Source organism: Niabella drilacis, from assembly GCF_900101395.1.
Classification (GTDB): domain Bacteria; phylum Bacteroidota; class Bacteroidia; order Chitinophagales; family Chitinophagaceae; genus Niabella; species Niabella drilacis.
Genome location: NZ_FMZO01000007.1, coordinates 86,693 through 111,477, shown reverse-complemented (window position 1 = coordinate 111,477; position 24,785 = coordinate 86,693). Strand labels below are relative to the sequence as shown.

Sequence of the window (24,785 nt, the reverse complement as noted above, 5' to 3'; positions counted from 1 at the left end):
TATTATAAAATCATGAGGCCGCCGCCTCATCTCTCAACCGGCTCAGGGCCGCATCCCGGACATCCGGAAGGGCATTCCCCGGCACATACATCCGGTACATATTATAGGCAAAAACAAGATGGGAGCCCCACATGAGGCTTCCGCCCACCGCCCGCCATACCCAGTACGGCGCCATTCCCTTTACCGTTTCAATAAAAGGCACGCCATTCAACCACGCAACTCCCCTGAGTGTACTTCCATACATTAACGGGATGATGTAAAACAAGAGGCCGATCAGGGCCAGCCAGAAATGGATACCCACGCTGATCTGCGGGGGTTCTTTTCCCGTAAGCCTTGGCACAATGGCATAAATAGCCGCCCAGAGGAAAAAACAAATGATCCCGTACATGGTCATATGTGAATGCGCTACCGTAAAATCAGTAAAATGCCAGATCAGGTTAGTGGTACGGAAAGCCTCCGCCGTTCCCTGCAGGGAGCCGGTGAAATAAAAGATGATCCCGACCAGGAAAAAAGGAAGCGTATAACTGGAATTCACCTTACTCCAGGCTCCCTTAAAGGTCATAAGGAAGTTGGTAGTACCGGCAATAACAGGGATGGCCATACCGGCGCTCCCCACAATGGCCACGGTTTGCAGCCACCAGGGAATAGCACTGAATACAAAATGGTGGGTACCAATCAGCGTATAAAACAGGATCTGGGTCCAGAAGGCCAGTATCCCCAGGCTGTAGGAATAAATGGGCTGATTTAATTGCTGGGGCAGGAAGTAATAAACAATACCGAGGGTGAACAGCATGAACCACATACCCACTCCCTGGTGCATATAGTAGCCCTGTATGATCGTTTCGCCCAGGCCGTTCTGCCAGATGGGGATATAGGCTACCAGCACGATCGTGATCGCAAAGATAACCGAAGCCACAATATACCAGTTGGCAATATAAATTTCCCGTGTGGTACGATGGGCGATGGTCTGGTAAAAATTCCACAGGGTAAGGATCAGCCCCAGGGCAAACAGCGCCATCACCGGCCAAATGTATTCCCGGTACTCTCCCCCGCCATTATTGACCCCCGCCATCAGGAAAAGGGTTCCCGATACAACAGATGCATTGATCAGCCAAAGAGCATACCAGCCGGTTTTTAAACTATACAGTTTTACATTACTGACCCGCGGTACTACATAATACCCCAGTCCCAGCATGGCCAGGGAGGCCCATCCCCAAAACACCGCATTGGTATGCACGGGGCGCAGGCGTCCAAAACTCAGCCAGCTGACATGATCTGCATCCGGCGCAATAAATTTAATCCCTATATACTCGCCCACACTGGTGCCAAACAGCAGCCAGAATACAGAACACCCCAGGTACCACAATACCAGTCTGGAAAGGGCCGGATCAATATCCGGGCGTTTTTGCGCCCTTTTTTTTGCCGCCACGATGGGCAGGCCGCCGGGGTCGTTGATCTGCAACAGTCCCCTCCGGTCCTCGGCAGGACCTGCACCGGAAAGCAGGGTTTCCTCAGGCAAAGGGCCCGGTTCCGGACCGTGCTTTTCCAGGAGCTGCTCCAGGCTTTCTTCCGGCAGATCTTTCAAATATGCCGCCAGGCGGTCTGCATCCTTTAGCCGCTGTTTGTTCCGGAACTGCCGGAGCACCCTTTGCATCTTCACATATAAGAGTACCAATCCCAGCAGCACCGGTAATGCCAGCAGCAGGATCGTTATCATAACACCGGTTTCGCTGAGCAGAGAGCTGCTGCCGGTTACATTCTGTGCAGAAAGACCCGCCGGGGCCAGCAATGCGCCTGCCAATAATACCAGCAGACAGGACATGCTGCCCTTCTTTTTTTTGAGTGCAATGAGCTCCTGCAACTGTTCCCGGGTAAAACGCTGCAGCCAGGCTTCGGGACGGACCCTCTGAGCCTCAGACGCGCCGGGGCGGGAGGCTGCCCGGATCTTCCGGATCTTTTGCCGCATGAGCAATGCGATACCCAATAATGCCAGAACGATAAACAGCAGCAGGGCCGCCCATACCGATGGGTCAGAAAAGGAAAAGGAATAGGGAAGCCCGCTATCGGCGCTTGCAGCCAATGGCGCTGAAATTAAAAAAAGCAGGGATAGTCCCAGCCAACCGAAGACCGGCATCTGTTTCATAAACGTCAATATTAGATATAAATACCTTTTTATCTTTTATAGATCAAAAAAATCATCCCCGCCTCAGGAAGGTTTCATTACGATCCAGCTTTTCGATAAACTCACCCAGCTTTGCATTTTCCAGCATCGTCTGTATTTCCTTGCGTACTTTTTTGAACTTGAAATGAATGGGACATGGATTGGTTTCCGAGCATTGCTTTAATCCCAGTCCGCAGCCCAGGAACAGCTGATCACCATCCACGATCTTCACAATATCGGCCAGGGACCGGTTCAGGGATGCTTCTTCCAGGTAAAACCCGCCTGTGGGACCTTTCATGGACTCCACCAGCCCCTTGCGGCTCAGCTCCTGGAGGATCTTTGCAATAAAATGCTCAGGGGAATCAATACCAGCAGCGATCTGCCTGATGCCCACGCGACTTCCATTCCGGGTTTGCTGTGCAATGTAGATCATTGCCCGTATTGCATATTCGCAGGTCTTTGAAAACATCTGTGCTGCAAAGCTATGTGATTTTAATAAAAGATAAAAATATCTTCTATTGTTTTTTGTATCTTTAGACAGCCGTTCCGATCTGAGCCCGCGTAAAATACAGGATGGATGGCTCCCATCCCGGCCAGAAGGATCATCCAGGCAGGAATAAGCGCAGAAAAGAACCTATCAACGGGGATCCATCGGCAGGTTTACCCGGCGGAATGCAAAAGTCAGTACCGGGAAAGTGCTGTTTAAAAACAGCTTCCCGGGCGGGATCAGGAGCAGGGATGGAAACACGGTTTTGTAACAAAGTTCCCCGCTGATGCTGCCGGCAGAACACCTGCTAAAATAAAAAATTATGCACGCAACGATTACCATCAAAAGAGTGTATGAAGCACCGGCTGAAAATGACGGTTTCCGGGTACTGGTAGACCGCCTTTGGCCCAGAGGCATCAGGAAAGCGGATGTGGCAATAGACGAATGGCAAAAAGAACTGGCCCCCTCTACGGAATTGCGGAAATGGTTTAACCATGATCCTGAAAAATGGACGGGCTTTCAAAAGAAATACGAAGCAGAACTCCGGGACAACCCGGCGTTGGATTCTTTTTTAAAATCGCTGGGCAAGCACAAAAAGATCACGTTGCTGTATGCAGCAAAAGACGAGCAACATAACCAGGCGGTGGTATTGCAGGAGGTGTTAAGAAAACATCTTTAGCCTTCCAGGTTCCAGGCCTGATCAGGTTTTATGCCCATGGCGCTGTTCTTCATTCAGGTTCAGAGTTCAGGCTTAGCTTTTTTTGTACTGAAAGATTTTGCCCTTTAAACCTATTGTATCAGCAGCAACCAACCTCTATTCCTGGCAACGGGTATTTTTTCCCCCACCTTAAAGCTCCTGGCATCCTGGAACTTTTTAACAGCAGGCGCGGTAATGGTTGCTTTGGCGGGGTCGATGCCCAGTTGCTCCCAATTAATCTTCAACAGCACATCTGTATCCGTTTCAGCCCAGCTGGCAATAGATACCAGTGCCTTTCCATTTCTTTTATAAACGGTGGCCTTTACTGCGGCCTGATCCGTTTTTACCGGGCTGTTGCTGACCCAGTAACCGATCATTTTTGAGCCCTGCATACCGAAATCATCCCAGAGCTTCCAGATACCTGTAGGATCAGCGTTCTCCGTCCAGGGGATCCGGCAGGTCATACCGTATACCATGCCCCGCCAGGCATTGCCGCCATCCTGCAGCATCTCTCCCATTAACCCAAAAGGGATGCCGCTCACTTCTGTTAAAAAGAAATCCGGACTGTTATTTTCATAATCGAAATACTCCCCAAACCACAAACGGTTCAGGTAAGGAAAATGCTCCATATACAGATTGGCACTGTTAATGAACCCATCACTCTTATTGTATTGATTTGCGGAATGCAGGTCGATGATGCCCGGGTGTCCGTTGGCGGTTAAAACACGTTTGATCCGCTTCATGGTGATCCGGTCAAAGGCCACGTCATCCAGGTAGATGCCATCGATCCCTACCTTATTGGTGAGCCAGTTCATACCTTCCACATAATAATTATGCCAGCGGCTCATACCACTGTTGATGATGGCCGCATCCTTTACACCGGGAACAAACCAGGCTGCGATATAGTCGGCCCCCACATGCTCCTGTAACCAGCGGAATCCGCCGCCCTTACCGGGCGAATATACCTCATGTCCCAGGCTGCGTAAGGGGAACAGTTCATATGCGTGATTGGAAAGCTCCCGCACCGTATTGTATATCTTTACCTTTAAACCATTTTCATGCGCCTGGTCGATATAGCGCTTCATCTTCTGCCACTCGATAAAAGGATAGTTGATCCAGGGGTTGATGGCATTTCCATGATGAATGTTCACTACCGTAGCGCCGATATCCTTTATTTTGCTGATGCTGTCATAGCGATGATAGAACCGGGTGGCCCATTGAAAATCGGTATTCAGTGTATGAAAGGGAGTGATCAGCAGGTTAAAATTGAAATAAAGCGTATCACCTTTTTTCATGCTGCGTGCCCCGGTATAATTATCGGCAAGGATCGACTTTCCTTTTTGTGCGATGATGATGCCGCCTTTATGATCGTTGCCCCAGGACGCCGGAAGCAGCAGGGGCTTCTGCAGATAAAAATTCGTATTCAGCGGGCGTACATAGTTTTCGTCGCGCAGACTGTATTGCAAACCTGCATTGACCGCACCTACCCAAACACCATCCTGGTTTTTATTGGCCACGTCCCAGTTCCAGGAAAGACTGTCGGGCCGTAAGCGCCCTTTTTCCCCAAGGCCCATCAGGTAGGTAGCCGCTTCCCTGGTAAAAGGGATGTGCAGGTTGATGTTCCTGAAATCCACATCCTGCAATGCGGTTACTTTTACCGTATACGAAAGGAACCCGTCAAACTCAAGGGAGGCCGCTATATCCATTTGAACTGAAGGGCTTACGTTGGTTGCCGTCCAGGCCACGGTACCAGGCTCCTGCCGGGTATAGTGCACTCCCTTGCTTTTAAATTTAAGGTCCTTGCCGTCTGCTCCCGTAAAATGAAAATGCAGTGGTTCTGTAACAATATTATTTGGCTCCGTCTTCAGCTCCGTCATCTCCTCTGTAAAAAAAGTTTGCAGCTGTGCAGGAAGACCCGAGGAATCAACAATTACCCGCCGCCCCAGTAAATCGATCCGGTTATCTTTCACCGCCAGAGGTGTATAAGGGGCAATTACCGTGTTTTCCTGGGCCAGTGTTGAGTTGAGCCAGTGCAGGCGTGTTTGCTCCCACGGTTCCCCGATATTGCCTTCTTTGGCCCTCGCAGCGGCAACGGTCACCTGCACGGGAACCCGGGTTTCTGCAGCACCAGCGGCATTTACAACCGCCTGGCCCCTGTATACGCCGGGCCTGCTATTCGCAGGTATCTCTACAAGACACCAAAGGGGCTGCAGGCTGTCTTTAGCAACCTGCACCATTTTTGTGAACGGTTTTCCTGTGTAATCCACCCCCCCGGTATTGATACAACTCATACCGGAAGCGGGAATTACATTGCCCTTTCCGTCCTTCAGATCGGAGAAATGAACCGTAAGGTCCTCCAGGGCCTTCAGGGCATACACAGCCAGCTGAAAGGAATAATGCTCACCCTGCATTGCGCTGCCTTTAAAGTCTTTTACGGCGCCCCGCTGTACCCAGCGATAAGGCAACTGTGCAAACAGCTTAACAGGATATTGCCGGTCTTCCGGAAAAACCACGTAGTCGGACCGGCGGTATTTTCCCAATAAAGTACGGGTTTCAGCAGCCGTTGCCGTAACCTCCATCGGGTAAAAGCTGTTAAACGCATCACTTGATTCAAAGGCCACTACCGGTGCATTTACCGCAAGCTGCGCCGGAAGTGTGCGCAGCCATGCCGCAGATGCTGTTTGCTCCGGTTCCAGGTAATGAACAGTAGGATAATTAGGCGAACCGGAATTTTTTGAAACGAGGTAATACAGATAGTACCGCCCCTTGCCGGAAACCGGTTCAAAAAGAAGCGTTCCTTTTTCATTATTAACCGTCACTACTTTTACATTGCGGACCTTTGCACCCGTGCGTGCATCCTGTACAATGATCCTTTTCCCTTCAGGATTGAGATCCCGTCTCCGCCATTCCACTGTTGTTTTGGCTACGTTTCCCACCCCGTTAAATTGTACAACCACCCGGTGATCACCCAGAGAATCCGTGTTCCAGCTATTATTTCCGGAAATATATTCAGGCCGCTGGGCATCCACGCTACCAAAAGCAAGGATCGCAAGCAATAACAGACAATACTTCATGTGTAAGCACTTTGATCTGACAAATCTATAAAAAATGCGATACCGCTACCCATTCTTTTTTGCGCAACCGTTTGTGTAGGATGCCACTGAGACTCAGAAACACTGATTTTTCATTTCCCTTTCCCCCCATCCACAACTGCGGAGGATCAGGAACAGAAGTCCAACGCCTTTTGTGTTTTGTTTGAGCCCGGTCCGGTTTATATCCGGTGTGAATGTACATGCTCAAATCTTCAATTGCGCAAATTCCGAAGCGGTGACATCCGCCCGGACGACAGCTCAATTTTTATTGACAAAATCTTTCAGGTAGGAGCAGCGTGTAAGTGTTTCCTTATAAAACCGGGTATCCGCATATTCCTTTTGGTACTGTACAAAAAGAGGATTCTTTTTAAATTCCCTGTAATATGCTTTTAGTTTCTGATCGTAGAGATCATAGTTATAGTTAAAGTCTCCGTATTGGGGCTTCCGTAATTCCTTCTGGCTGCATTTAGCCATCATGAACAGGCATTTTGCTTTTAGTTCCGGGTCCGTGGCCATTTTCAATGCCTTTTCAAAACAGTCCTTTGCCCGGTAGCAGCCATAATAATCTTTTTCAAATGCTGTTGCCTGCGGCGGAACCACGTACCCGTCTGCACCGCTCCTGTAAAAAGTAGCCAGTTCCCATGCGTAGCCGTAATACGTAATATTATAATACCCCAGTCCCAGTTTATACAGGGCCTGCGCATCACCCGGCTGAGCCAGCAGGCTCTTCATTGTTTTTGCATAAGCCAGTTTTGTAGTGGTTACCCCATCGCCGGGCAGGCGCTCTTCCTGGTCGTACAACAACTCCTTAAACGGATCTTTTTCGATAAGCGTACGCTCCTCTTTACCCAGCCAGCCGATAGCTTTATCGTAGTTATACTCCCGCAGGTAAGCCGTACCGATATAGTCCGCCACTCCCTTACGGTTGAGTGTATTTATCTTCAGCAGGAACGATTCAAACGGAGTGAATTTTTCCCCGGTAAGAAAACCATACAGCGCTTCTGCCTGTGGAATGCTGAAGGAGTCTCTTACGTAATTAATAGCATCCGGGTATACCCAAAGGGCCTTATCCGCAGCACCATAAGCCAGTACCATCCGGTTGGTCTGGCCCTGCGCTGCATAACGTGCGGCTATTACATCCACCATTACGTTCTTAAAGAAGTTGCGCCACTGATATTGCTCCAGGCCCGTTTCTGCCTGTTGCTTCTCCTGCTCTGCCTTCTTCCATAGCCATTGCAATGAAGACAATACCTTCTGCTCAGCAGCCGCATCCAGCCGGGCGTTTTCATTGATCGAAACCAGCAGGCTGGTCAGCATCCATTGATCTTCCAGTTGCGGAGATCGTTTTATTTTTTTAGCCGCGGCTAAAAGACGGTTGGCATTTTTATAGTCTTTCAGCATGCAGGAAATATATGCTGCGCCGATGGGATATAATGCATGCTCCCGGTATTTCCGGTCGCCGGCAATATCCTCAAGGGTTTTTACAAATGCCTCCAGCTCCTCGGTCTCTTTGGGAGAAAAGGAGCCCAGGGTTGCCCGTATCCCTTTTTGCTGCACGGCAGCATTGCTCATTCCAAAGGGTTGCAGAAAAGCCATTTCTACCTTATTGATCTCACGCACCACGAGTGCAGGCATTATCTCCATCCCCGGATTGAGCTGGTGGATCTCCGACAAAACGGCAATATCGGGCGCGTCATTATTCAGGCTGTATAAAGCCAGCATCCCGGCTTTTTCCTTACTGTTCTTACAAAGTGAAAGATAGGTTTTGCGAAACCGGGCTTCATCAGGAACCGCCCAGGCGAAGCTGTTAAAATTGGCAATCTTTTTTATATCCGTTGCATTAAAGATCTGTGAAAAGATATAGGCCGCCTCCGGCCTGCGGCCGAGCTGGTAAAGCGCGCCGGCTTTTAACCCGAGACTCAAAGATTGCAGCACACCGGTGGTTGGATTCTTACTTACCAGCTCATCATAGTACCTGATCGCATCTGTATACTGATGATTATAGTGTGCCAGCCGTACCACCTGGTACCCGTATTTTAACTGGAACAGGGGCGTTTTGGCTGCTTTAAACAGCTGCACCCCGTTTTTCAGCAGCCCGTTCATTTTGATGCTGTCCCTGGGTGTGGCATCCCAGCTGTTGTACTCCCGCGTTACATAGGGCTCCACCTGCTTTGCATACATCAGGTACCCCAGCGCCTCCAGGTCTTTATGTTCCAGGAAGAACCGGGTCATCCCGTTGTTTTTAACGGAATCGGGAAGCGTGAGGGGTTTGCCTTCCTCTATATGGTAATAGAGTGCCGACAGGTCCTTACGGTCAAATTGCATCACAAATGCATGGGCCTCTTTCTGTGTAACACGGTCGCCGGTAAAGGCACACCACTCTTTTACCACTGCTTCAGCCGTGGCAGGCCGTTCACTGTCATCCCTTAGAAATTGCAGATCGGCAAAATAAAAAGGTGCATAATTGGGCGTTTCTGCTGCATACCGGTTAAAAAAAGAAGTAAATGAGCTATAAGCATCTTCCACATCTGCGCAGCTGAATATATTATTGGGAACCATAAGGAACAAACAGCTAACGCAGGCTGTTATAGATGCTTTCCAGTTCATACAGGGAATATTTATTTAAAGTTAATGAATCGAGATGATACAGGGCTACGCTCAGCTTCCGGCCGCCGAGCTTTCCGGATAGCAACCGCCCCACGGCGTTTACTGTGGCCGCATCGCTCCGCTCCGGTCTAAGGAACTGCCCGGTTTTTATAAGCCGCCCTCCCAGCAATGTATCTTTTAGAACACGGTACCCCGTTCCGGATCTTTCCAGGGCGGGAGCGCCGCCGGGTGATATATCCGCATTCCGGATCAGCCCTGCATACGCTCCTTTATCAAAGACAACCACCCAGGAAAATAACGGCAGGCCGGCATCCAGCGGCAGGGGGTAGGTAGCAACACGCTGAATATAGCGCCGGAATTCCTGCGCATCGATGATCGAGTTCTTTACAGCTGCCTGTTGCAGGTCACCCATATTATAGCACATCAGCAATCCCCTGTCAACAGGAGGAACACCGGAAGATTGCCGGTATTTTACCTGGTGCAGGCGGATGGTGGCCGCTATCCTTTTGCCCCTATTCAGCTCCCTGACGGTACGAAGGAACTGAAAATAACGGTCGCGGGTAGCGCCGGACCAATCGCAGTCGACCTGTAGTTCGGGGTAGCTGCCAAACCCGTTTTGCTCCGCAAGTTTACCCGCCAGGCTGGTAATATTTTTTGCCAGCTGAACGATCTGCATGCTATCCTGTTCATAAAAACATTCATTGGTAATAAACACTGCGGGTATGATCTTTTTTTGCAGCAGCCAGGCCGTATCCTTTACCAGTAACCTGGCGGCCGGCTCCGGGGCCTTGCTGGTTTTATTCCATACCACATCAAACAGTTTGAGGTAAAGCGTGGTAACGCCCAAACTATCTGCACGTCGTTTTTCATAGGAGGTAGGAGCAAAAATGCTTTTCCAGTAATAGAAAGCCCGCTCCGTTTCCCGGTGTTGACGGCTGTTCTTGCAGGCTGTAAAACAAAGCGCCAGCATGAAAAAAAAGGCTATGGGTTTCCACATGCTACTTCCAGTTGCTGCAAATGTAGGGAGATTCGGCATGCCGGCGGTCTGCAAGCAGCTCCTGGCATTCAGCGTTTAGCCGGCTGCCAATGGCAGATAACGGATGGCTGATGGCCGAAGGCCGATGCTATCTTTCCATTTATAACCAATAATCGCCATTTGCTTATTTTCAGCAAAAACCGTGGCTTTATTAGTTAGCTTTGCGCTATGTTTTCAGGCAGGCAACGGTACTGGTGGTTCCAGATGATCGGATGGGGAGGGCTCTTCCTCATTCACCTCTTCTTTGCCTGGTTCTATGGAAAGTTTGACACTCCGGAGGACCGCATCCTGTTTTTTACCCGTGCCCTCAGCTTTGTGGTTATCGGGGTGATCCTGACCCATCTGATGCGCATGTTTATCCTCCGGCTGCATCTCCTCGGGCATAACTGGGGGCTGCAATTGCTCAACTTTATCCTGCTTTCGATCATTACTGCCTCTATCTGCAGCATTATCGAACAGCAGGTCTACAAACAGTTTGAACTGTTTACACAACGGGAAATTGATGTATTAAAGCGCAGAGGGATCTGGCTGGTTTCTTTCAACAATATGATCTCCTGGTTTATTTACATGTTTATCTGGAATGCGATCTATATCATCTATCATTATACCCGCGATTACCAGCAGCAGCAGATCGATACCCTTCAGCTTAAATCACTGGTGCGCGAACTGGAGCTTAAAACTATTAAATCCAATATCAACCCTCATTTTATTTTTAATGCGCTGAACAGTATCCGGGCGCTGGTAGATGAAAATCCCGGCCGTGCACGCGAGGCGATCACCGAACTGAGCAACATCCTGCGCAGCAGTATCACCATGCATAAAACAGAATCGGTAACCCTCAAAAACGAGCTGGCTATTATTGAGGATTACCTGGCGCTGGAGCAGGTCCGCTTTGAAGACCGGCTGGCAGTAAGTTATGATATTGACAGCAACACCCTCGAAAAACAGATACCGCCGATGATGCTGCAAATGCTGGTAGAGAACGCCATCAAACACGGCATCAGCCGCGAAGTGCAGGGAGGCCTGGTCTATATTGCTGCAAGGCTCAGCAATAACCTTATTGAGCTTTGTGTACAGAACACCGGTAAGCTTACAGCAGAGAAAGAGGACACCGGCTTTGGCCTGAACAGTATCCGCGACCGGCTAAAGCTGCTATATCCCGGGCGCAGCGGTTTTGAGATCCGCCAGCTGAACCCGGAGACCGTTGAGGCAAAGATCGAGCTGCCCGCTTAAATAATAAAAGCAACCTCAATTATAAAGAAACAGGATGAAACATATGCGTACCATAATCATTGATGACGAGCGCCTGGCGCGTACCGAGTTAAAAAAGCTGCTGCACGAATTCCCGGAGATCGAGGTGATTGACGAAGCCGGCAACGCAGAAGAAGGTATGCGCAAGATCAATACCCAACAGCCGGACCTCATCTTCCTGGACATACAGATGCCCGGCAAATCGGGTTTCGAAATGCTGGAAGAGCTGGAGTACACACCACTGGTCATTTTTACGACCGCATATGATGAATACGCCCTGAGGGCCTTTGAAGTAAATGCGCTGGATTACCTGTTAAAGCCGGTCGATTCAAAACGGCTGGAAGATGCCATAAAAAAGCTGAACCTGCCGGACTATGAGGAGAGTGAAGCCGCTTCTTTTACCAACCACGAGGTCCTCAATGAGAACAGCCAGGTATTTGTGAAGGACGGTGACCGCTGCTGGTTCGTACGCTTAAGCGATATCCGTCTTTTTGAAAGCGTGGGCAACTATGCCAAGGTCTTTTTCGGAACGAATAAGCCGCTTATCTTAAAATCGCTGAACGCGCTTGAAGAACGGCTCGATCCCAAAGCCTTTTTCAGGGCTAACCGGAAACATATCATTAACCTCCGGATGATCGAAAAAATAGAACCGTACTTCAATAACGGCCTGCTGATCGAATTAAAAGACGGGGAAAAGATCGAGGTTAGCCGGAGACAGGCCGTAAAGTTTAAGGAGATGATGAGTCTTTGAATAGTTCCAGGTTCAATGTTTCAGGTTCAACGTTAGATCCGTGTGCGTGCCTCAATGTTTTATTGATATTATGTTCTAAAAGCTGAAGACTGATCGCTGAAAGCTGATCACAGGAAACCGCTCCTCCGGCAGGCTGTACAGGCCAAGGAAATGATGCGCCTGTAAACGGCTTCAGATCATTTTCACATCTTCAAATTTTCACATTTCACCGAATGCACGGCATCACTGATCTCTTTAATAAGGGAGGGCGCTTTTTCAATAGCATTGCCTACTACGATCACATCTGCCCCGGCCCTGCAATTGAGGCAGGCCTTTTCGGGGTCGGTGATGCCGCCTCCCACGATCAGGGGCACTTCGATATTTTCCGCAACAGAACGGATCATGGATTCCGTGATCGGGTTCTTTGCCCCGCTTCCCGCATCCATGTAAATCAGCTTCATCCCCAGCATTTCACCGGCCATAGCCGTGCAAAGCGCAATATCGTTTTTATCAGCAGGAACGGGTGCGGCATTACTGATATACGAAACCGTGGTGGGGGCGCCGCCATCCACAACAATATAGCCGGTAGGTATTACTTCCAGCCCGCTCTTCTTTACAAAGGGCGCCGAAACCACATGCTGACCAATCAGTAATTCGGGGTTCCGGCCGGAGATCAGGGAAAGATAAAGCAAGGCATCTGCAAATCTGCTTACCTGTGAAGGGCTTCCCGGAAATAATACCACGGGGATCCGCGTAAGGGATTTGATCTTGCGGATCACTTCATCCAGGTGCGTAGAAAGGACCAGGCTTCCTCCCACAAAAAAATAGTCTACCCCTGCGGCCTCCGATAGATCCACCAGGCTATTCAATGAAGAAGGGTCTACAGCATCAGGATCCAGCAACACTGCAAAAGACTTTTGCAGGTTCAACTTCTTTTCCACCAGGTCACTATAAATATTCATCTTCATCAGGAAGGAGGTTTCTGCAAAAATGCAGAAGTTTTTTCAGAAAACGCCACTGAAGCGCTGAAACGATGAATCACGGTACAATTCTGCAGCAATTTATAGATAGCTTTCCAGTTCCCCCGGAGATGCAATCACCCGGATCTTTTCCCAGGGATCTTCGTAGAGGAAACCCTCTTCATACATTTTCCGGATATGCATCAGCAGGTGGGTGTAATAATCGCTGGTGTTCAGCACAAAGAGGGTCTTATCATGAATGGCCAGGTTATTCCAGGTGATCATCTCAAAAAACTCATCCAGGGTACCGTAGCCGCCGGGCAGGATCACCGCAGCATCACAGAGCTCATACATCTTCCTTTTACGGGTATGCATGTCCGGCACAATTTCCAGCTGGGTAAGGCCCTTGTGCGACCGTTCCCGGTCGGCCAGCAGCTGGGGAATGACCCCGATGGCCGTTCCTCCGCCCGCGAGTACCGCGTTGGCAATGGTACCCATTAACCCTACATTTCCACCACCATAAACAAGCGTTAAACCACGGGCCGCCATAATAGCGCCCAATTCCGCTGTATGCGTTGTAAACAGTGGATCCAGCCCCTCTTTTGACCCGCAAAAAACCGCAAGCGATTTTATCCCCATGATTCGATACTTTTACTGCAAAAGGAACTCAATTTTCCCTATCTTCAAAAATAAATTTAGGTGAACCCAGGCATATACAGGATACCGCCTTGTTTGGTTTTTGACAACTTGACAAGAAAAACATAACTTTGTTTAAAAGACCGGTATGGAAACGATGAGCGTAGGAGATTTTAAAAGCCGTTTTTCAGAAGTGCTTAAAAAAGTGATGGCTGGAAAAGAAATAGGTATTGCGTATGGCAAGAAAAAGAACGTGGTTGCCAAACTGGTACCTGAAATCGAATCAAAACAAAAAAGAAAGATTGGTATCCTCGAAGGGAAAGCAACGGTTACATTTACCAAAGATGCAAAATTATCTGAATCCGATTTTATAGGTCTATGACTTACCTGCTGGATACACACTACATACTCTGGGCAATTGCCGAAACAAAAATGATACCGGCCCGTGTTAAAACGGTACTCACAGACCCCAAAAATACGATTTTAGTAAGCGCCATTAGTTTTTGGGAAATAGCACTTAAATTCCGGCTGGGGAAATTAAAACTGGACGGGGTCCGTCCGGAAGGCATTCCTTTGCTTTGTGAACAAATGGGGTTTGTATGTATTCCGTTAACTGCAGCTGTAAGCAGCGGCTATCATCAATTGACAGAAGACTATCATAAGGATCCATTTGATCGCATGCTGATATGGCAGGCGATCGTTAATAATTATATTTTAGTGAGCTCCGATAAAGAGGTCAAAAAATACAGCCATGCGGGGCTGAAGATCTTATGACTTACAGCTGCCGTTTAAAAATAAATTTTTAGTTCAACACAAGCATTATCAATGAGCGCAGGTTTTTTATTTTCGATCGTTATCGCCTACTTTATCTTACTGCTGGCAGTAGCCTGGAAAACCAGTAAGAACAGTAACAATGAATCGTTTTTTATCGGCAACCGCAACAGTAACTGGATGCTGGTGGCCTTTGGGATGATCGGTACATCCCTGAGCGGTGTTACCTTTGTAAGCGTACCCGGCGCTGTTGGCAGGGATGGGTTTGGCTATATGCAGGTAGTGCTGGGCTATATGATCGGTTACCTCCTGATCGCCTATGTGTTGCTACCCCTGTATTACCGGTTAAAACTCACTTCCATTTACGGATACCTGAAAACCCGGATGGGTATGCTATCCTATAAAACCGGAGCCTGGTTCTTTATTATCTCCCGGCTGGTAGGGGCCACAGCACGGTTATACCTGGTGGTCCATATCCTGCAGATCACCATTCTCGACAGCTTTGGCATCCCCTTTTGGGTGTCAACCCTTATTATCCTTGTAATGATCATCCTTTATACTTTTGAAGGGGGCGTAAAAACTATCGTATGGACCGACACGCTGCAAACCTCCTGTATGCTGCTGGGATTGATCATCTGCACTATTTACCTGCTCAATCATATGAATATGGGGGTGGGTGAAAGCCTGGAAGCCATGCGCAGCAGCGGGCTTTCCAAAATCTTTAAGACCGATCCCTCCAGAAGTGATTTCTTTGTGAAACAGATCCTGGCCGGCGCCTTCATTACGCTGAGCATGACGGGTATTGACCAGGAAATGATGCAAAAAAGTATTTCTGTTACCAACCTGAAGGACTCAAAAAAGAACATGGTTTCACTGGCCTTTATTATGGTTGTGGTTATCGGCCTGTTCCTCTATCTTGGAGGCTTATTACATTTGTTTGCGGCCCAGGAGCATCTGACCTCCAAAGGAGATGCCCTGTTTCCGGATGTTGCGGTGAATCATATGCCGCCTTATATTTCGATCATCTTTATAGTGGCATTGATCTCTGCCCTGTTTCCCAGTGCAGATGGTGCCATGACGGCCCTTACTTCTTCATTTTGCATTGATATTGCCGGTTTACAGCGCCGTACCGATATGAACGAAACACAAAAGAAACGGTTCCGCCAGAAAGTGCACCTGCTGGTGGCCCTCTCCTTCCTGCTGCTGGTACTCATGTTTTACTGGATCAATGACAACAGCATGATCGGCATCATCCTGAAACTGGCGGGGTATACTTACGGCCCGCTGCTGGGTCTCTTCGCCTTCGGTATTTTTACAAAGCGCCGGCCGGATGATCGCTGGGTACCGGTTGTTTGTTTTATAGCTCCCATTATTTGTTTTTTTATTGATTATTACACAAATGAAAAAGGCCTTTTCGGAGATTTCAAAATAGGGCTGGAACTGATAATAATTAACGGTGCACTTACGTTTATAGGACTGTTGACTATTTCGAAGCCCGTTTCAGATCTTTCACAGCTGGAACAGGATTCGGTTCACTAATGACCAATAAACAGGGATGGAATTATTACCCATTGAATTAGAGCAGTTTGCATTAAACTTTTCGACGCCCCCCGATCCTTTGCGACAGGAAGTGGAAGCTTATACCCGGCAAAACCATGCAGAACCGCATATGCTGAGCGGGCCGGTACAGGGGAAGCTGCTGGAGATGATCAGCCATATGATCCGCCCGCGGCGTATCCTGGAGGTCGGAACCTTTACAGGTTACAGTGCGTTGTGCCTGGCCGAAGGACTAACAAACGACGGTGAGCTGCACACCATTGAGTTCCGGGAAGAAACGGCAGCCATTGCACACAATTTTTTTCAAAAATCAGCGTTATATCCCAAAATAAAACTGCACGTGGGCAACGCGCTGAACATTATTCCGACCCTGAATGAATCCTGGGACCTGGTCTTTATCGACGCCGATAAACCGGGCTATATCGATTATTTTAAGCTCGTATTGCCTGCCGTTCGGAAAAATGGCTTTATATTAGCGGACAATATTTTTTTCCACGGGCAGGTTTTCACCCAGGTTCCAAAGGGAAAAAGCGCAAAGGCCATCAAGGCGTTTAACGATTTTGTCCATCACAATGATGACATTGACAAGCTGGTTCTGACCATCAGAGACGGGCTTTATTTATTGCGAAAATTGTAATTGATTTTGATGATGCGGAAATTATTTTTGGCTGCGGCCCTGTTCATAACGATTACTGCTACTGCACAACAATCAGATAAAGTTGTGGCCTATATCCAGCAATACCGGGGTATTGCCATGCAGGAAATGCAGCGGACCGGTGTACCGGCAGCTATTAAACTGGCCCAGGCCATCCTGGAATCCAATGCAGGCGACGGAGACCTGGCCCTGCGTTCCAACAATCACTTTGGCATTAAATGCAAAACCGGCTACACAGGCCCCTATGTATTGCATGATGACGACCGGCCACAGGAGCGTTTCATAAAATACGAGCATCCCGAAGCCTCTTTCCGCGACCATTCTGATTTTTTAAAAGGGCGCGACCGTTATGCGTTCCTTTTTGAGCTGGACCCAACAGACTATAAGGCATGGGCCAATGGTTTAAAGAAAGCCGGTTATGCCACCAATCCCAAATACCCGCAACTCCTGATCGGGTTGATCGAACGTTATAACCTGGAAGACTATACGCTGATTGCGATGGGTAAAAAAGAAATGCCCCCGGAGCTGAAGGCAACATTTGCCGTAGTAAATGAAGCGCGGGAAGAAGCGGTACCGGTAAAAAAGGCCAAACAGTACCCCCAGGGCGATTTTATGATCAACCAGACAAAGGTGATCTTTGCTAAACAGGGCACTGCTTTTGAAGCCATTGCCACCCGGTACAATATTCCGCTAAACCGCCTGTTCCTTTACAATGACCTGCAGGAGCACCAGGCGCCGCAACAGGATGCGCTGGTATTTTTGCAATTGAAAAGAACGGAGAGCCCCAAAGCCTTCCATGAAGTAGAAGCGGGAGAAACCCTTTACGATATTGCCCAGGAAGAGGGCGTTCGCCTGGAGTCATTGCTCAAATATAATAATCTTACGAAGTTTGCCTCCCCGGCAATCGGGTCTAAGCTATATTTGCAGGATATGGGTACCGGCAAAAATGCTGTTGCCAAAAACAATCCGTAGCGCATGGCAGATATTACCGTACACGACAAACGTTTCTCCGTTTACCTGTCGGAAGCAACATTACAAGAACGCATTCAAGAACTGGCAGCCGCCATTAATACGGATTATGCCGGGCAAAAGGTCTATTTCCTGGCCATCCTGAATGGCTCCTTTATGTTTGCTGCTGATTTTTTCAAATACCTGACCATCGAAAGCGAGATCTGCTTTATCAAGCTTGTTTCCTATAAAGGTTTAAAATCTACGGGGGATGTTACTACCGCCATCGGGCTGGAGGAAGACCTGCACGGGAAAAACGTGGTGATCCTTGAAGACATTATCGACACCGGGAAGACCCTGCATTTTTTCCTGCCACAACTCCGGCACCAGCAGCCCAGCTCGCTGAAGATCGTGGCACTGCTGCATAAGGCAGAAATGACCAGATACGAAGTCCCCATTGACTATACAGGTTTTGTGATCCCCAATAAATTTGTGGTAGGTTATGGCCTTGACTACGACGGGCTGGGAAGAAATTACAAAGATATTTACCAGCTGGCGGAAGGATAATGGAATGCTTTTCAGGCCACAAAGAAGGCATTAAAGCTCACAGAAGGCACAGATTTACACAGATGATCTTAAACCGGCAAACAATATTTTCTGTGATAATCCGCGTAATCCGTGCACACAGATCCCAACATCTCCCTGACCTGCATAAAAAGACCTTCGTGCTTCTTTGAGCCTCCGTGACTTTATGGCGGAACCCACCCACTATTTATTTGCCTGCTGGCGGAAAAGTAATGGAATGCTTTTAGGCCACAAAGCAGGCATTAAAGCTCACAGAATGTACAGATTTACACAGATGATCTTAAACCGGCAAACAATATTTTCTGTGATAATCCGCGTAATCCGTGCACACAGATCCCAACATCTCCCTGGCCTGCAAAGAAAGACCTTCGTGCTTCTTTGAGCCTTCGTGACTTTGTGGCGGAACCCACCCACTATTTATTTGCCTGCTGCATAGGATTGGAGCCGGTGCTTTGTCCGCGCGCGGCACCCGCTTTCTGTGCAAAGGCTTTAAATCTTGTTGGGGCAGGTATCTCGTTCCAGACATTATTGCTTTCATTAATATCTGCCGTTTCCCGGAACGGATCAAGCCGTATACCGCTCACTTCTTTGTTTTTTACAAACAGTTTACTTACTGTTTTTTCGTTATGCCGCCAGACCTGGGCCGGGATACGATCTACCTGCCGGGTCCCATCTTTAAATGTCCATTCAACAATAATGGGCATCACCATTCCCCCTTTATTGGAAAATACCAGCTCATAAAAATACTTACCTGCAAATCGTTGTTTTGCCTCGGGACTAAGCACATCCACGGTTGGCGCGGTTTCTACGGTAAACGTCCTGGTAGAGTCATAGGGCTCCTGCCCCCGTACATAGCGCCAGTAAAAATCGCGTGCCTCCTTATCCTCATCGGTATAAAAAGTGATCCTCCGGTCTTCCCGGTTGCGTATTTTCGAAATATCATCAAACTCCGGTGCCTGGGGAGCGTCGGGCTTTTTTACCTCCTTTTTTGTCTTCGGCACCGCTGCGTCCACATCGGCCCTTGCAAACTTAACAGAATCGAGGGAGATGTCTACCGGGTCAATGCTGTAGAACCATCCTCTCCAGAACCAGTCAAGGTCTTCGGCACTGGCATCCTCCATCGTGCGGAAGAGATCTGCCGGCGTGGGATGCTTAAAGGCCCAGCGGCGGGCATATTCTTTAAAGGCAAAGTCAAACAGTTCCCGTCCCATAATGGTTTCACGCAGGATATTTAACCCTGTGGCAGGTTTTGCATAAGCATTGGGGCCAAATTGCACAATGTTTTCAGAATTGGTCATAATGGGCTCCAGCTGGTCCTTTGGCAGTTTCATATAATCGACGATGGTCCAGGCCGGCCCGCGTTTGCTGGGAAATTTATTATCCCATAATTCCTCCGTCAGGTATTGTACAAAGGTATTCAGGCCCTCATCCATCCAGGTCCACTGGCGTTCATCACTGTTTACGATCATCGGGAAAAAGTTATGCCCTACCTCATGGATCACTACGCCCAGCATTCCATTTTTTGTGGCCTCGCTATACGTTCCATCCTTTTCGGTGCGTCCGTAATTAAAGCAGATCATGGGGTATTCCATCCCGTTGGCAGCCTCTACACTCTGGGCTACGGGGTAGGGATAGGGGATGGTAAACGCGGAGTAGGTCTTTATCGTATGTGCCACGGCCCGGGTCGAAAACCTGCGGTAAAGGCCATAGGCTTCCTTTCCATAAAAGCTCATGCACATGATCTTTTTACCGTTCACCAGCTGCGGCATGCCATCCCAGATGTATTTCCGGGAAGAGGTCCAGGCAAAATCCCGCACATTATCGGCTTTAAAATGCCAGGTTTTTGTTTTCGTACTCTTTGTTTTTTCTGCCGCCTTTGCCTCTTCCAGGGTCACAATTTCCACCGGTTCTTTGGCTACCGTTGCCTTCTGGTACCGCGCCAGCTGTGCAGGTGTCAGCACCTGTGCATAGTTCTGGCATTCGCCCGTGCTGCCTACGATATGATCTGCCGGTACAGTCATCTGCACATCAAAATTACCAAAGGTCAGCGCGAACTCCCCCCTGCCGGTAAACTGGTGATTTTGCCAACCCTGGAAATCGCTGTACACACATACCCGGGGATACCATTGTGTAATCGTATAGAGACTGTTCCCGTCTTCGGGAAATAATTCGTATCCGCCCCGGCCGCCCAGCGTTACCCGATCCGGTATCTTATAGGACCACTCTACCTTAAACTGGAACCGCTGGCCGGGTTTCAGCGGTACCGGCAGGTCCACCCGCATCATCGTTTTATTAATAGTATAAGGCAGCGCTTTCCCGGCCATATCCGTTATGGAGCGGATCTTGTGCCCATACCCGTTGTCCGGCCCGGAAGCTTCCTCCAGCGCGGTCAGCGACTTGTCGGTAAGGGTTGCCGGAAGCGTGCTTTTGCCCTGGTAATTGGCATTATCCTTATTGCTGTGTTCGTTTTCATCCAGCTGCAGCCACAGGTAGGTCAGCACATCCGGAGAATTATTGAAATAATTCAGGGTTTCATTGCCCGTAAGCTTTTGCGCTTTTTCATCCAGTATACAACGGATGGTGTAATCGCAACGCTGCTGCCAGTATTTGGGCCCCGGCGCACCACTGGCCGTGCGGTATTCATTCGGGGTAGGAAGGATGGTTCCCAATTGCTCGAACTTGTTCCCGTGATTGCTGCCGGGATTGTTCCGGATATCCTGGGCAGGGCTGGTTACAAATGAAAAACAGGCAACAACAAACAGAATTCTTCTCATGTAGGTAATTTATGATAATGACGGAACCCGCTCCAGCGCCATCTTTAATGAAAGGATGAATACCAGTGCGGATACTGCGAAAATATATATTCTTTGCGGAATTTTCAGACCCCCTGTCACCAGCTTTGTCAGCAGCAGGACCACCAGCACCACGATCACCTGCCCGGCTTCCAGCCCCAGGTTAAAGCCCAGCAGGCCGGTCCCAACCGACTCATCACTGGCCAGCATCATCCGGATGGTATTGGCAAATCCCAGGCCATGGATGAGTCCGAAAAACAGGGCCAGGAAATAATTGGCATTGATTTGCCTGGGTTTGTGCTGCCGCAGGACATTCCACAAGGCAGTTAATACAATGGTCACCGGTATTAAAAATTCTACCCAGGATGAAGCAACCCTGATCACATTGAAAACACTGAGCGCCAGTGTTAATGAATGACCTATGGTAAAGGCTGTTACCAGGATCAATACCCGCTTCCAGTCCCGGAAAGTATAAATAACAGCCAGGGCGATGATGAATAGCTGATGATCCAGCGCGTCCTGGCTGATGATATGCTTCCACCCCTCTGTAAAATAAAACCAAAAGCTGCTCATACGGATCCGCAAAAATTTTATGCTGCCAACCATCAAATATAATTTACCATCTTCACATAATATCCCTTTATTTGTATTAATGGCAAATACCCCCTATAAAAGGAACAGCATCCTGGTACTGCTGGCCGTTCTGCTGCTGACGGGCTTTGCCCGGGCGGTATGGCACCCTTTTCATGTAAGTGCTTCAGAAATCGAATACAACAGCAAAACAAAACGCCTGGAGATCAGTACGAAGATCTTTACCGATGATTTTGAATCCGTGCTTGCCCGGGTTTATAAAACACCCGTGGACTTCAGCAACAAATCCAGGAAATCCGCGCTGGATGAGCTGGTGGCCAGATACATCACCACTCATTTAAGCATCCGGAGTAACGGGCAGGTGCAGCGGCTGAAGTTCTTTGGCTGGGAAGTGGATCATGAAGCTGTTTATGTATATACTACCGCAGACGCCACCACCTTCAGCACCCGTAATATCACTGTTGAAAATACCATCCTTTATGATCTTTTCGGGGACCAGGTGAATATTGTACACTTTATTGTGAATGGCACCCGGAAAAGCAATAAACTGGCTTACCCGGAACGGAAGCTGGAGATTCGCTTTTAAAACGATCAGCAGTCTGTGATCTGCTTTCAGTTGATCTTGCAAGTGTAAAATGGACCTGACGTCAAACCTTGAACATTAAGCCTTAAACAAATTTTGAAACTGCTGTCATTAATATTCTACCGCTGATCCCTGAGCGCTGATAAAAAAGCTGATGGCTGACCACTGATGGCTAATTGCCAAAAGCGTGTTACATTTGGGTCCTAAGTACAGGTACATGAATGTAAAGAACAGTTCCGGTTTATGGGTAGCCCTGCTGGGTGGTGTTTTACTATGGGCCGGCTGGCCTTCTTCTCCTCTTACGTTGCTGCTCTTTGTTGCCTGGGTGCCCCTGCTGCACCTGGCGGAAACAACCAGCTCCTGGAAAAGATTCTTTGGGTTATCCTATATCAGTTTACTGATCTGGAATATACTTACTACCTGGTGGATAACCAAAGCCAGCATTCCCGGCGGGATCAGCGCCTTCCTTGCCAACAGCCTTATCATGTGTCTTCCCTGGCTGGCTTACTTTTTTACCCGGAAATTTCTGAACCGGCTTATTGCCGGGCTGTCCCTGATCGTTTACTGGATGACCTTTGAATGGATGCACCTGAACTGGGAGCTGAGCTGGCCCTGGCTTACCCTTGGAAATGCTTTTGCCCTGCATCCCAACTGGGTACAATGGTATGAATATACCGGCGTTGCCGGTGGCAGCCTCTGGATCCTGCTCAGCAATGTGCTTGTGCACAACGTATTCCTCCGCTACCAGGAAGAGGGCCGTAGCCCGGGTTATTTTAAGCTGGCTGCCGCCTGGGTGCTTACCTTAGGGGTACCCGTCATCCTTTCTGTACTCACCAAACAAAACCTGACGCTCGAACATAATAAATACAATGTTGTAATCGTCCAGCCTAACTATGATCCATGGGACACCAAGTTTGCCGCGGGAAAGGAGGAAATGCAGCTGCAGGAACTCATTGCTTTATCGCAAAAACAAATGGACGCTAACACCGCGCTGGTCGTATGGCCGGAAACCGCGGTTCCCTATGCTGTACTGGAAGACCAGCTGAAAGAAAACCGGTTCCTGACGCCGCTCTGGGCATTTTTGAGGGATTACCCGCATATGAACCTGCTGACAGGTCTTGAAGGCCGCAGGTTGTTTCCCACACGGGTTAGCCGGTATGCCCAGAAGCTTCCGGATGGCGGCTTTGTTGAAGGATATAACAGCGCCGCTCTCTTTGACAGCGCTACAATACAGATCTACCATAAATCAAAGCTGGTGCCGGGACCGGAAGTCCTGCCCGCCTTTCTTGGTTTTATGGGGCCCCTGTTTGAAAAATTCGGAGGTACTATGGGAGGCTACGCCCGCGATACAACCGGGCGGGTGCTGCAAACAGCCAACCATACTTTCAATATTACACCTGCCATTTGCTATGAAAGCATTTACGGGGGGTATCTGTCAACGTTCAACCAGAAAGGCGCCAACCTGATCTGCGTGATCACCAATGACGGATGGTGGGGCAACACTCCCGGCTACCGGCAACACATGCAATATGCACGCCTGCGTGCTATTGAAAGCCGCAAATGGGTGGCCCGCAGTGCCAATACCGGTATCAGCTGTTTTATTGACCCGTACGGCAATATCATACAACAGCTCCCCTGGAACCGGAAGGGAGTGCTGAAACAGACGGTTGCGGCCTTTGTATCAGAAACTTTTTATACCCGGCACGGAGACTGGCTTTTTTGCATGGCCGCAATAGCAGCCCTGGCATTCTTATTGTTCCTTCTTTATAAAACATTTTTTCGAAAAAGACAATCCACTCAAAAAACTTCCTGATGGGTACAAAAACAATCCATATTAATGACAGCATTATCCATTACACCGTTGAAGGGATCGGACGCCCGGTGGTGCTGCTGCATGGCTTTGGCGAGGACGGCACGGTTTGGGACAACCAGGTCGAATACCTGCGGCACAACTACCAGGTGATCGTACCGGACATTCCCGGAAGCGGCCAGTCCGAACTGACCGATGATGTCAGCATGGAAGGTATTGCCGATATGGTCCGGCAGATCATAGATGCGGAAGAACTTGAATCAGTAGTGCTGATCGGGCATAGTATGGGAGGATATGCCACGCTGGCTTTTGCAGAACGCTATTCCCATTTGCTGGACGGTTTTGGCCTGTTTCACTCCACCGGCGCAGCCGACACAGAAGAAAAAAAAGAAACACGGCGCAAAGGCATTGTATTTATTGAAAAGAACGGGGCTGATGCCTTTCTGAAAACAACGATCCCCAACTTATTTTCGGAACGTACAAAAAATACGGATCCTGATCTTGTTAAAAATTTTACCGCTGCGCTTCCTTCTTTCTCAAAAACGGCTTTAAAAAGCTATTATGAAGCCATGATCGCAAGGCCTGAACGGATCGACCTGTTCTCAAAGACCGAGTTGCCCGTATTATTCATTATCGGTGAACAGGATTCGGTCATCTCTTTTGAAGATATCCTCAAGCAGGCGTCCATGCCCAGGGTCTCCTGCATTCACATCCTGCATCAATCCGGTCATATGGGCATGCTGGAAGAAGCGGGGAAGGCCAATGCGGCCATTGAAGCGTTCCTGATGGAGCTGAAGCAGTGAAGAGGCAATAGTGAATAGGGAGCGGATCGTGCAG

Annotated in this window: 21 protein-coding genes; 12 read left to right on the top strand and 9 right to left on the bottom strand. The window is 48.9% G+C overall.

Going from position 1 to position 24,785, the window contains the following annotated elements; all coding sequences use genetic code 11:
• Positions 1 to 10: 10 nt before the first annotated feature.
• Both BLS44_RS13905 and BLS44_RS13900 read right to left on the bottom strand, forming a co-directional pair.
• Positions 11 to 2,143 (bottom strand): cbb3-type cytochrome c oxidase subunit I, encoded by a 2,133-nt coding sequence (locus BLS44_RS13905; RefSeq protein WP_090390701.1) that lies wholly within the window; start codon positions 2,141 to 2,143, stop codon positions 11 to 13.
• Positions 2,144 to 2,195: 52 nt separating this feature from the next.
• Positions 2,196 to 2,630: an RrF2 family transcriptional regulator gene (locus BLS44_RS13900; RefSeq protein WP_090390700.1), complete on the bottom strand. Its 435-nt coding sequence runs from the start codon at positions 2,628 to 2,630 to the stop codon at positions 2,196 to 2,198.
• A gap of 340 nt (positions 2,631 to 2,970) precedes the next feature.
• Here BLS44_RS13900 and BLS44_RS13895 point away from each other — a divergent pair, with 340 nt between their 5' ends.
• Positions 2,971 to 3,327, top strand: a complete 357-nt coding sequence (locus BLS44_RS13895) for a DUF488 domain-containing protein (RefSeq protein WP_090390699.1) — start codon at positions 2,971 to 2,973, stop codon at positions 3,325 to 3,327.
• Positions 3,328 to 3,437: 110 nt separating this feature from the next.
• Here BLS44_RS13895 and BLS44_RS13890 read toward each other — a convergent pair whose 3' ends face one another.
• From BLS44_RS13890 to BLS44_RS13880, 3 genes are all read right to left on the bottom strand, one after another.
• Entirely contained in the window at positions 3,438 to 6,419 is a 2,982-nt protein-coding gene (locus tag BLS44_RS13890; protein ID WP_090390698.1) for a glycoside hydrolase domain-containing protein, read from the bottom strand.
• 276 nt (positions 6,420 to 6,695) lie between these two features.
• Positions 6,696 to 9,044 carry a hypothetical protein gene (locus BLS44_RS13885; protein ID WP_143019768.1) on the bottom strand — a complete coding sequence of 783 codons (2,349 nt, stop codon included), beginning with the start codon at positions 9,042 to 9,044 and terminating at the stop codon, positions 6,696 to 6,698.
• Positions 9,010 to 10,041, bottom strand: a complete 1,032-nt coding sequence (locus tag BLS44_RS13880; protein ID WP_090390696.1) for a hypothetical protein — start codon at positions 10,039 to 10,041, stop codon at positions 9,010 to 9,012. Before BLS44_RS13880 ends, BLS44_RS13885 begins: the two co-directional genes overlap by 35 nt.
• A gap of 207 nt (positions 10,042 to 10,248) precedes the next feature.
• On the opposite strand from BLS44_RS13880, the gene BLS44_RS13875 reads away from it, so the two are divergent.
• The gene (locus tag BLS44_RS13875) at positions 10,249 to 11,313 is read left to right on the top strand and encodes a sensor histidine kinase (RefSeq protein WP_090390695.1); all 1,065 of its coding nucleotides are present in this window, start codon (positions 10,249 to 10,251) and stop codon (positions 11,311 to 11,313) included.
• Between the two features lie 34 nt (positions 11,314 to 11,347).
• Positions 11,348 to 12,082 carry a LytR/AlgR family response regulator transcription factor gene (locus BLS44_RS13870; RefSeq protein ID WP_090390694.1) on the top strand — a complete coding sequence of 245 codons (735 nt, stop codon included), beginning with the start codon at positions 11,348 to 11,350 and terminating at the stop codon, positions 12,080 to 12,082.
• 182 nt (positions 12,083 to 12,264) lie between these two features.
• Here the strand turns inward: BLS44_RS13870 and BLS44_RS13865 are convergent, their stop codons facing one another.
• Together BLS44_RS13865 and BLS44_RS13860 are read right to left on the bottom strand one after the other, a co-directional pair.
• Positions 12,265 to 13,029: a phosphoglycerol geranylgeranyltransferase gene (locus tag BLS44_RS13865; RefSeq protein WP_090390693.1), complete on the bottom strand. Its 765-nt coding sequence runs from the start codon at positions 13,027 to 13,029 to the stop codon at positions 12,265 to 12,267.
• A gap of 93 nt (positions 13,030 to 13,122) precedes the next feature.
• Positions 13,123 to 13,659: an LOG family protein gene (locus BLS44_RS13860; protein ID WP_090390692.1), complete on the bottom strand. Its 537-nt coding sequence runs from the start codon at positions 13,657 to 13,659 to the stop codon at positions 13,123 to 13,125.
• Positions 13,660 to 13,804: 145 nt separating this feature from the next.
• Here BLS44_RS13860 and BLS44_RS13855 point away from each other — a divergent pair, with 145 nt between their 5' ends.
• Genes BLS44_RS13855 through hpt form a run of 6 tightly spaced genes read left to right on the top strand, consistent with a single transcriptional unit; the run spans position 13,805 to position 18,154 of the window.
• Complete coding sequence (locus BLS44_RS13855; protein ID WP_218127757.1) at positions 13,805 to 14,038, top strand: type II toxin-antitoxin system Phd/YefM family antitoxin; 234 nt, start codon at positions 13,805 to 13,807, stop codon at positions 14,036 to 14,038.
• Positions 14,035 to 14,430: a type II toxin-antitoxin system VapC family toxin gene (locus BLS44_RS13850; protein ID WP_090390691.1), complete on the top strand. Its 396-nt coding sequence runs from the start codon at positions 14,035 to 14,037 to the stop codon at positions 14,428 to 14,430. The genes BLS44_RS13855 and BLS44_RS13850 overlap by 4 nt, the downstream gene beginning before the upstream one ends.
• A 51-nt stretch (positions 14,431 to 14,481) precedes the next feature.
• Positions 14,482 to 15,966, top strand: a complete 1,485-nt coding sequence (locus BLS44_RS13845) for a sodium:solute symporter (RefSeq protein ID WP_090390690.1) — start codon at positions 14,482 to 14,484, stop codon at positions 15,964 to 15,966.
• A 16-nt stretch (positions 15,967 to 15,982) separates the two neighbouring features.
• Entirely contained in the window at positions 15,983 to 16,621 is a 639-nt protein-coding gene (locus tag BLS44_RS13840; protein ID WP_090390689.1) for an O-methyltransferase, read from the top strand.
• A 9-nt stretch (positions 16,622 to 16,630) separates the two neighbouring features.
• Positions 16,631 to 17,611: a glucosaminidase domain-containing protein gene (locus BLS44_RS13835; protein WP_143019767.1), complete on the top strand. Its 981-nt coding sequence runs from the start codon at positions 16,631 to 16,633 to the stop codon at positions 17,609 to 17,611.
• 3 nt (positions 17,612 to 17,614) lie between these two features.
• Positions 17,615 to 18,154 (top strand): hypoxanthine phosphoribosyltransferase, encoded by a 540-nt coding sequence (hpt, locus tag BLS44_RS13830; RefSeq protein WP_090390687.1) that lies wholly within the window; start codon positions 17,615 to 17,617, stop codon positions 18,152 to 18,154.
• Positions 18,155 to 18,585: 431 nt separating this feature from the next.
• On the opposite strand, the gene BLS44_RS13825 is transcribed toward hpt, so the two are convergent.
• Both BLS44_RS13825 and BLS44_RS13820 read right to left on the bottom strand, forming a co-directional pair.
• On the bottom strand, positions 18,586 to 20,946 hold the full coding sequence (locus tag BLS44_RS13825) for a M1 family metallopeptidase (RefSeq protein ID WP_090390686.1): 2,361 nt from the start codon (positions 20,944 to 20,946) through the stop codon (positions 18,586 to 18,588).
• A gap of 9 nt (positions 20,947 to 20,955) precedes the next feature.
• Complete coding sequence (locus BLS44_RS13820; RefSeq protein WP_090390835.1) at positions 20,956 to 21,537, bottom strand: HupE/UreJ family protein; 582 nt, start codon at positions 21,535 to 21,537, stop codon at positions 20,956 to 20,958.
• Positions 21,538 to 21,616: 79 nt separating this feature from the next.
• Here BLS44_RS13820 and BLS44_RS13815 point away from each other — a divergent pair, with 79 nt between their 5' ends.
• The 3 genes from BLS44_RS13815 (at position 21,617) to BLS44_RS13805 (ending at position 24,751) form a co-directional block, all read left to right on the top strand.
• Entirely contained in the window at positions 21,617 to 22,141 is a 525-nt protein-coding gene (locus BLS44_RS13815; protein WP_245729216.1) for a DUF6702 family protein, read from the top strand.
• A gap of 214 nt (positions 22,142 to 22,355) precedes the next feature.
• The gene (gene lnt / locus BLS44_RS13810) at positions 22,356 to 23,951 is read left to right on the top strand and encodes an apolipoprotein N-acyltransferase (protein WP_090390684.1); all 1,596 of its coding nucleotides are present in this window, start codon (positions 22,356 to 22,358) and stop codon (positions 23,949 to 23,951) included.
• The gene (locus tag BLS44_RS13805; protein WP_090390683.1) at positions 23,951 to 24,751 is read left to right on the top strand and encodes an alpha/beta fold hydrolase; all 801 of its coding nucleotides are present in this window, start codon (positions 23,951 to 23,953) and stop codon (positions 24,749 to 24,751) included. Before lnt ends, BLS44_RS13805 begins: the two co-directional genes overlap by 1 nt.
• Positions 24,752 to 24,785 lie beyond the last annotated feature (34 nt).

Bases quoted from the DNA above. Each gene is read 5' to 3' on its own strand.
- BLS44_RS13905 (WP_090390701.1), bottom strand. From the start codon at position 2,143: ATGAAACAGATGCCGGTCTTCGGTTGGCTGGGACTATCCCTGCTTTTT.
- BLS44_RS13900 (WP_090390700.1), bottom strand. From the start codon at position 2,630: ATGTTTTCAAAGACCTGCGAATATGCAATACGGGCAATGATCTACATT.
- BLS44_RS13895 (WP_090390699.1), top strand. From the start codon at position 2,971: ATGCACGCAACGATTACCATCAAAAGAGTGTATGAAGCACCGGCTGAA.
- BLS44_RS13890 (WP_090390698.1), bottom strand. From the start codon at position 6,419: ATGAAGTATTGTCTGTTATTGCTTGCGATCCTTGCTTTTGGTAGCGTG.
- BLS44_RS13885 (WP_143019768.1), bottom strand. From the start codon at position 9,044: ATGAACTGGAAAGCATCTATAACAGCCTGCGTTAGCTGTTTGTTCCTT.
- BLS44_RS13880 (WP_090390696.1), bottom strand. From the start codon at position 10,041: ATGTGGAAACCCATAGCCTTTTTTTTCATGCTGGCGCTTTGTTTTACA.
- BLS44_RS13875 (WP_090390695.1), top strand. From the start codon at position 10,249: ATGTTTTCAGGCAGGCAACGGTACTGGTGGTTCCAGATGATCGGATGG.
- BLS44_RS13870 (WP_090390694.1), top strand. From the start codon at position 11,348: ATGAAACATATGCGTACCATAATCATTGATGACGAGCGCCTGGCGCGT.
- BLS44_RS13865 (WP_090390693.1), bottom strand. From the start codon at position 13,029: ATGAAGATGAATATTTATAGTGACCTGGTGGAAAAGAAGTTGAACCTG.
- BLS44_RS13860 (WP_090390692.1), bottom strand. From the start codon at position 13,659: ATGGGGATAAAATCGCTTGCGGTTTTTTGCGGGTCAAAAGAGGGGCTG.
- BLS44_RS13855 (WP_218127757.1), top strand. From the start codon at position 13,805: ATGGAAACGATGAGCGTAGGAGATTTTAAAAGCCGTTTTTCAGAAGTG.
- BLS44_RS13850 (WP_090390691.1), top strand. From the start codon at position 14,035: ATGACTTACCTGCTGGATACACACTACATACTCTGGGCAATTGCCGAA.
- BLS44_RS13845 (WP_090390690.1), top strand. From the start codon at position 14,482: ATGAGCGCAGGTTTTTTATTTTCGATCGTTATCGCCTACTTTATCTTA.
- BLS44_RS13840 (WP_090390689.1), top strand. From the start codon at position 15,983: ATGGAATTATTACCCATTGAATTAGAGCAGTTTGCATTAAACTTTTCG.
- BLS44_RS13835 (WP_143019767.1), top strand. From the start codon at position 16,631: ATGATGCGGAAATTATTTTTGGCTGCGGCCCTGTTCATAACGATTACT.
- hpt (WP_090390687.1), top strand. From the start codon at position 17,615: ATGGCAGATATTACCGTACACGACAAACGTTTCTCCGTTTACCTGTCG.
- BLS44_RS13825 (WP_090390686.1), bottom strand. From the start codon at position 20,946: ATGAGAAGAATTCTGTTTGTTGTTGCCTGTTTTTCATTTGTAACCAGC.
- BLS44_RS13820 (WP_090390835.1), bottom strand. From the start codon at position 21,537: ATGAGCAGCTTTTGGTTTTATTTTACAGAGGGGTGGAAGCATATCATC.
- BLS44_RS13815 (WP_245729216.1), top strand. From the start codon at position 21,617: ATGGCAAATACCCCCTATAAAAGGAACAGCATCCTGGTACTGCTGGCC.
- lnt (WP_090390684.1), top strand. From the start codon at position 22,356: ATGAATGTAAAGAACAGTTCCGGTTTATGGGTAGCCCTGCTGGGTGGT.
- BLS44_RS13805 (WP_090390683.1), top strand. From the start codon at position 23,951: ATGGGTACAAAAACAATCCATATTAATGACAGCATTATCCATTACACC.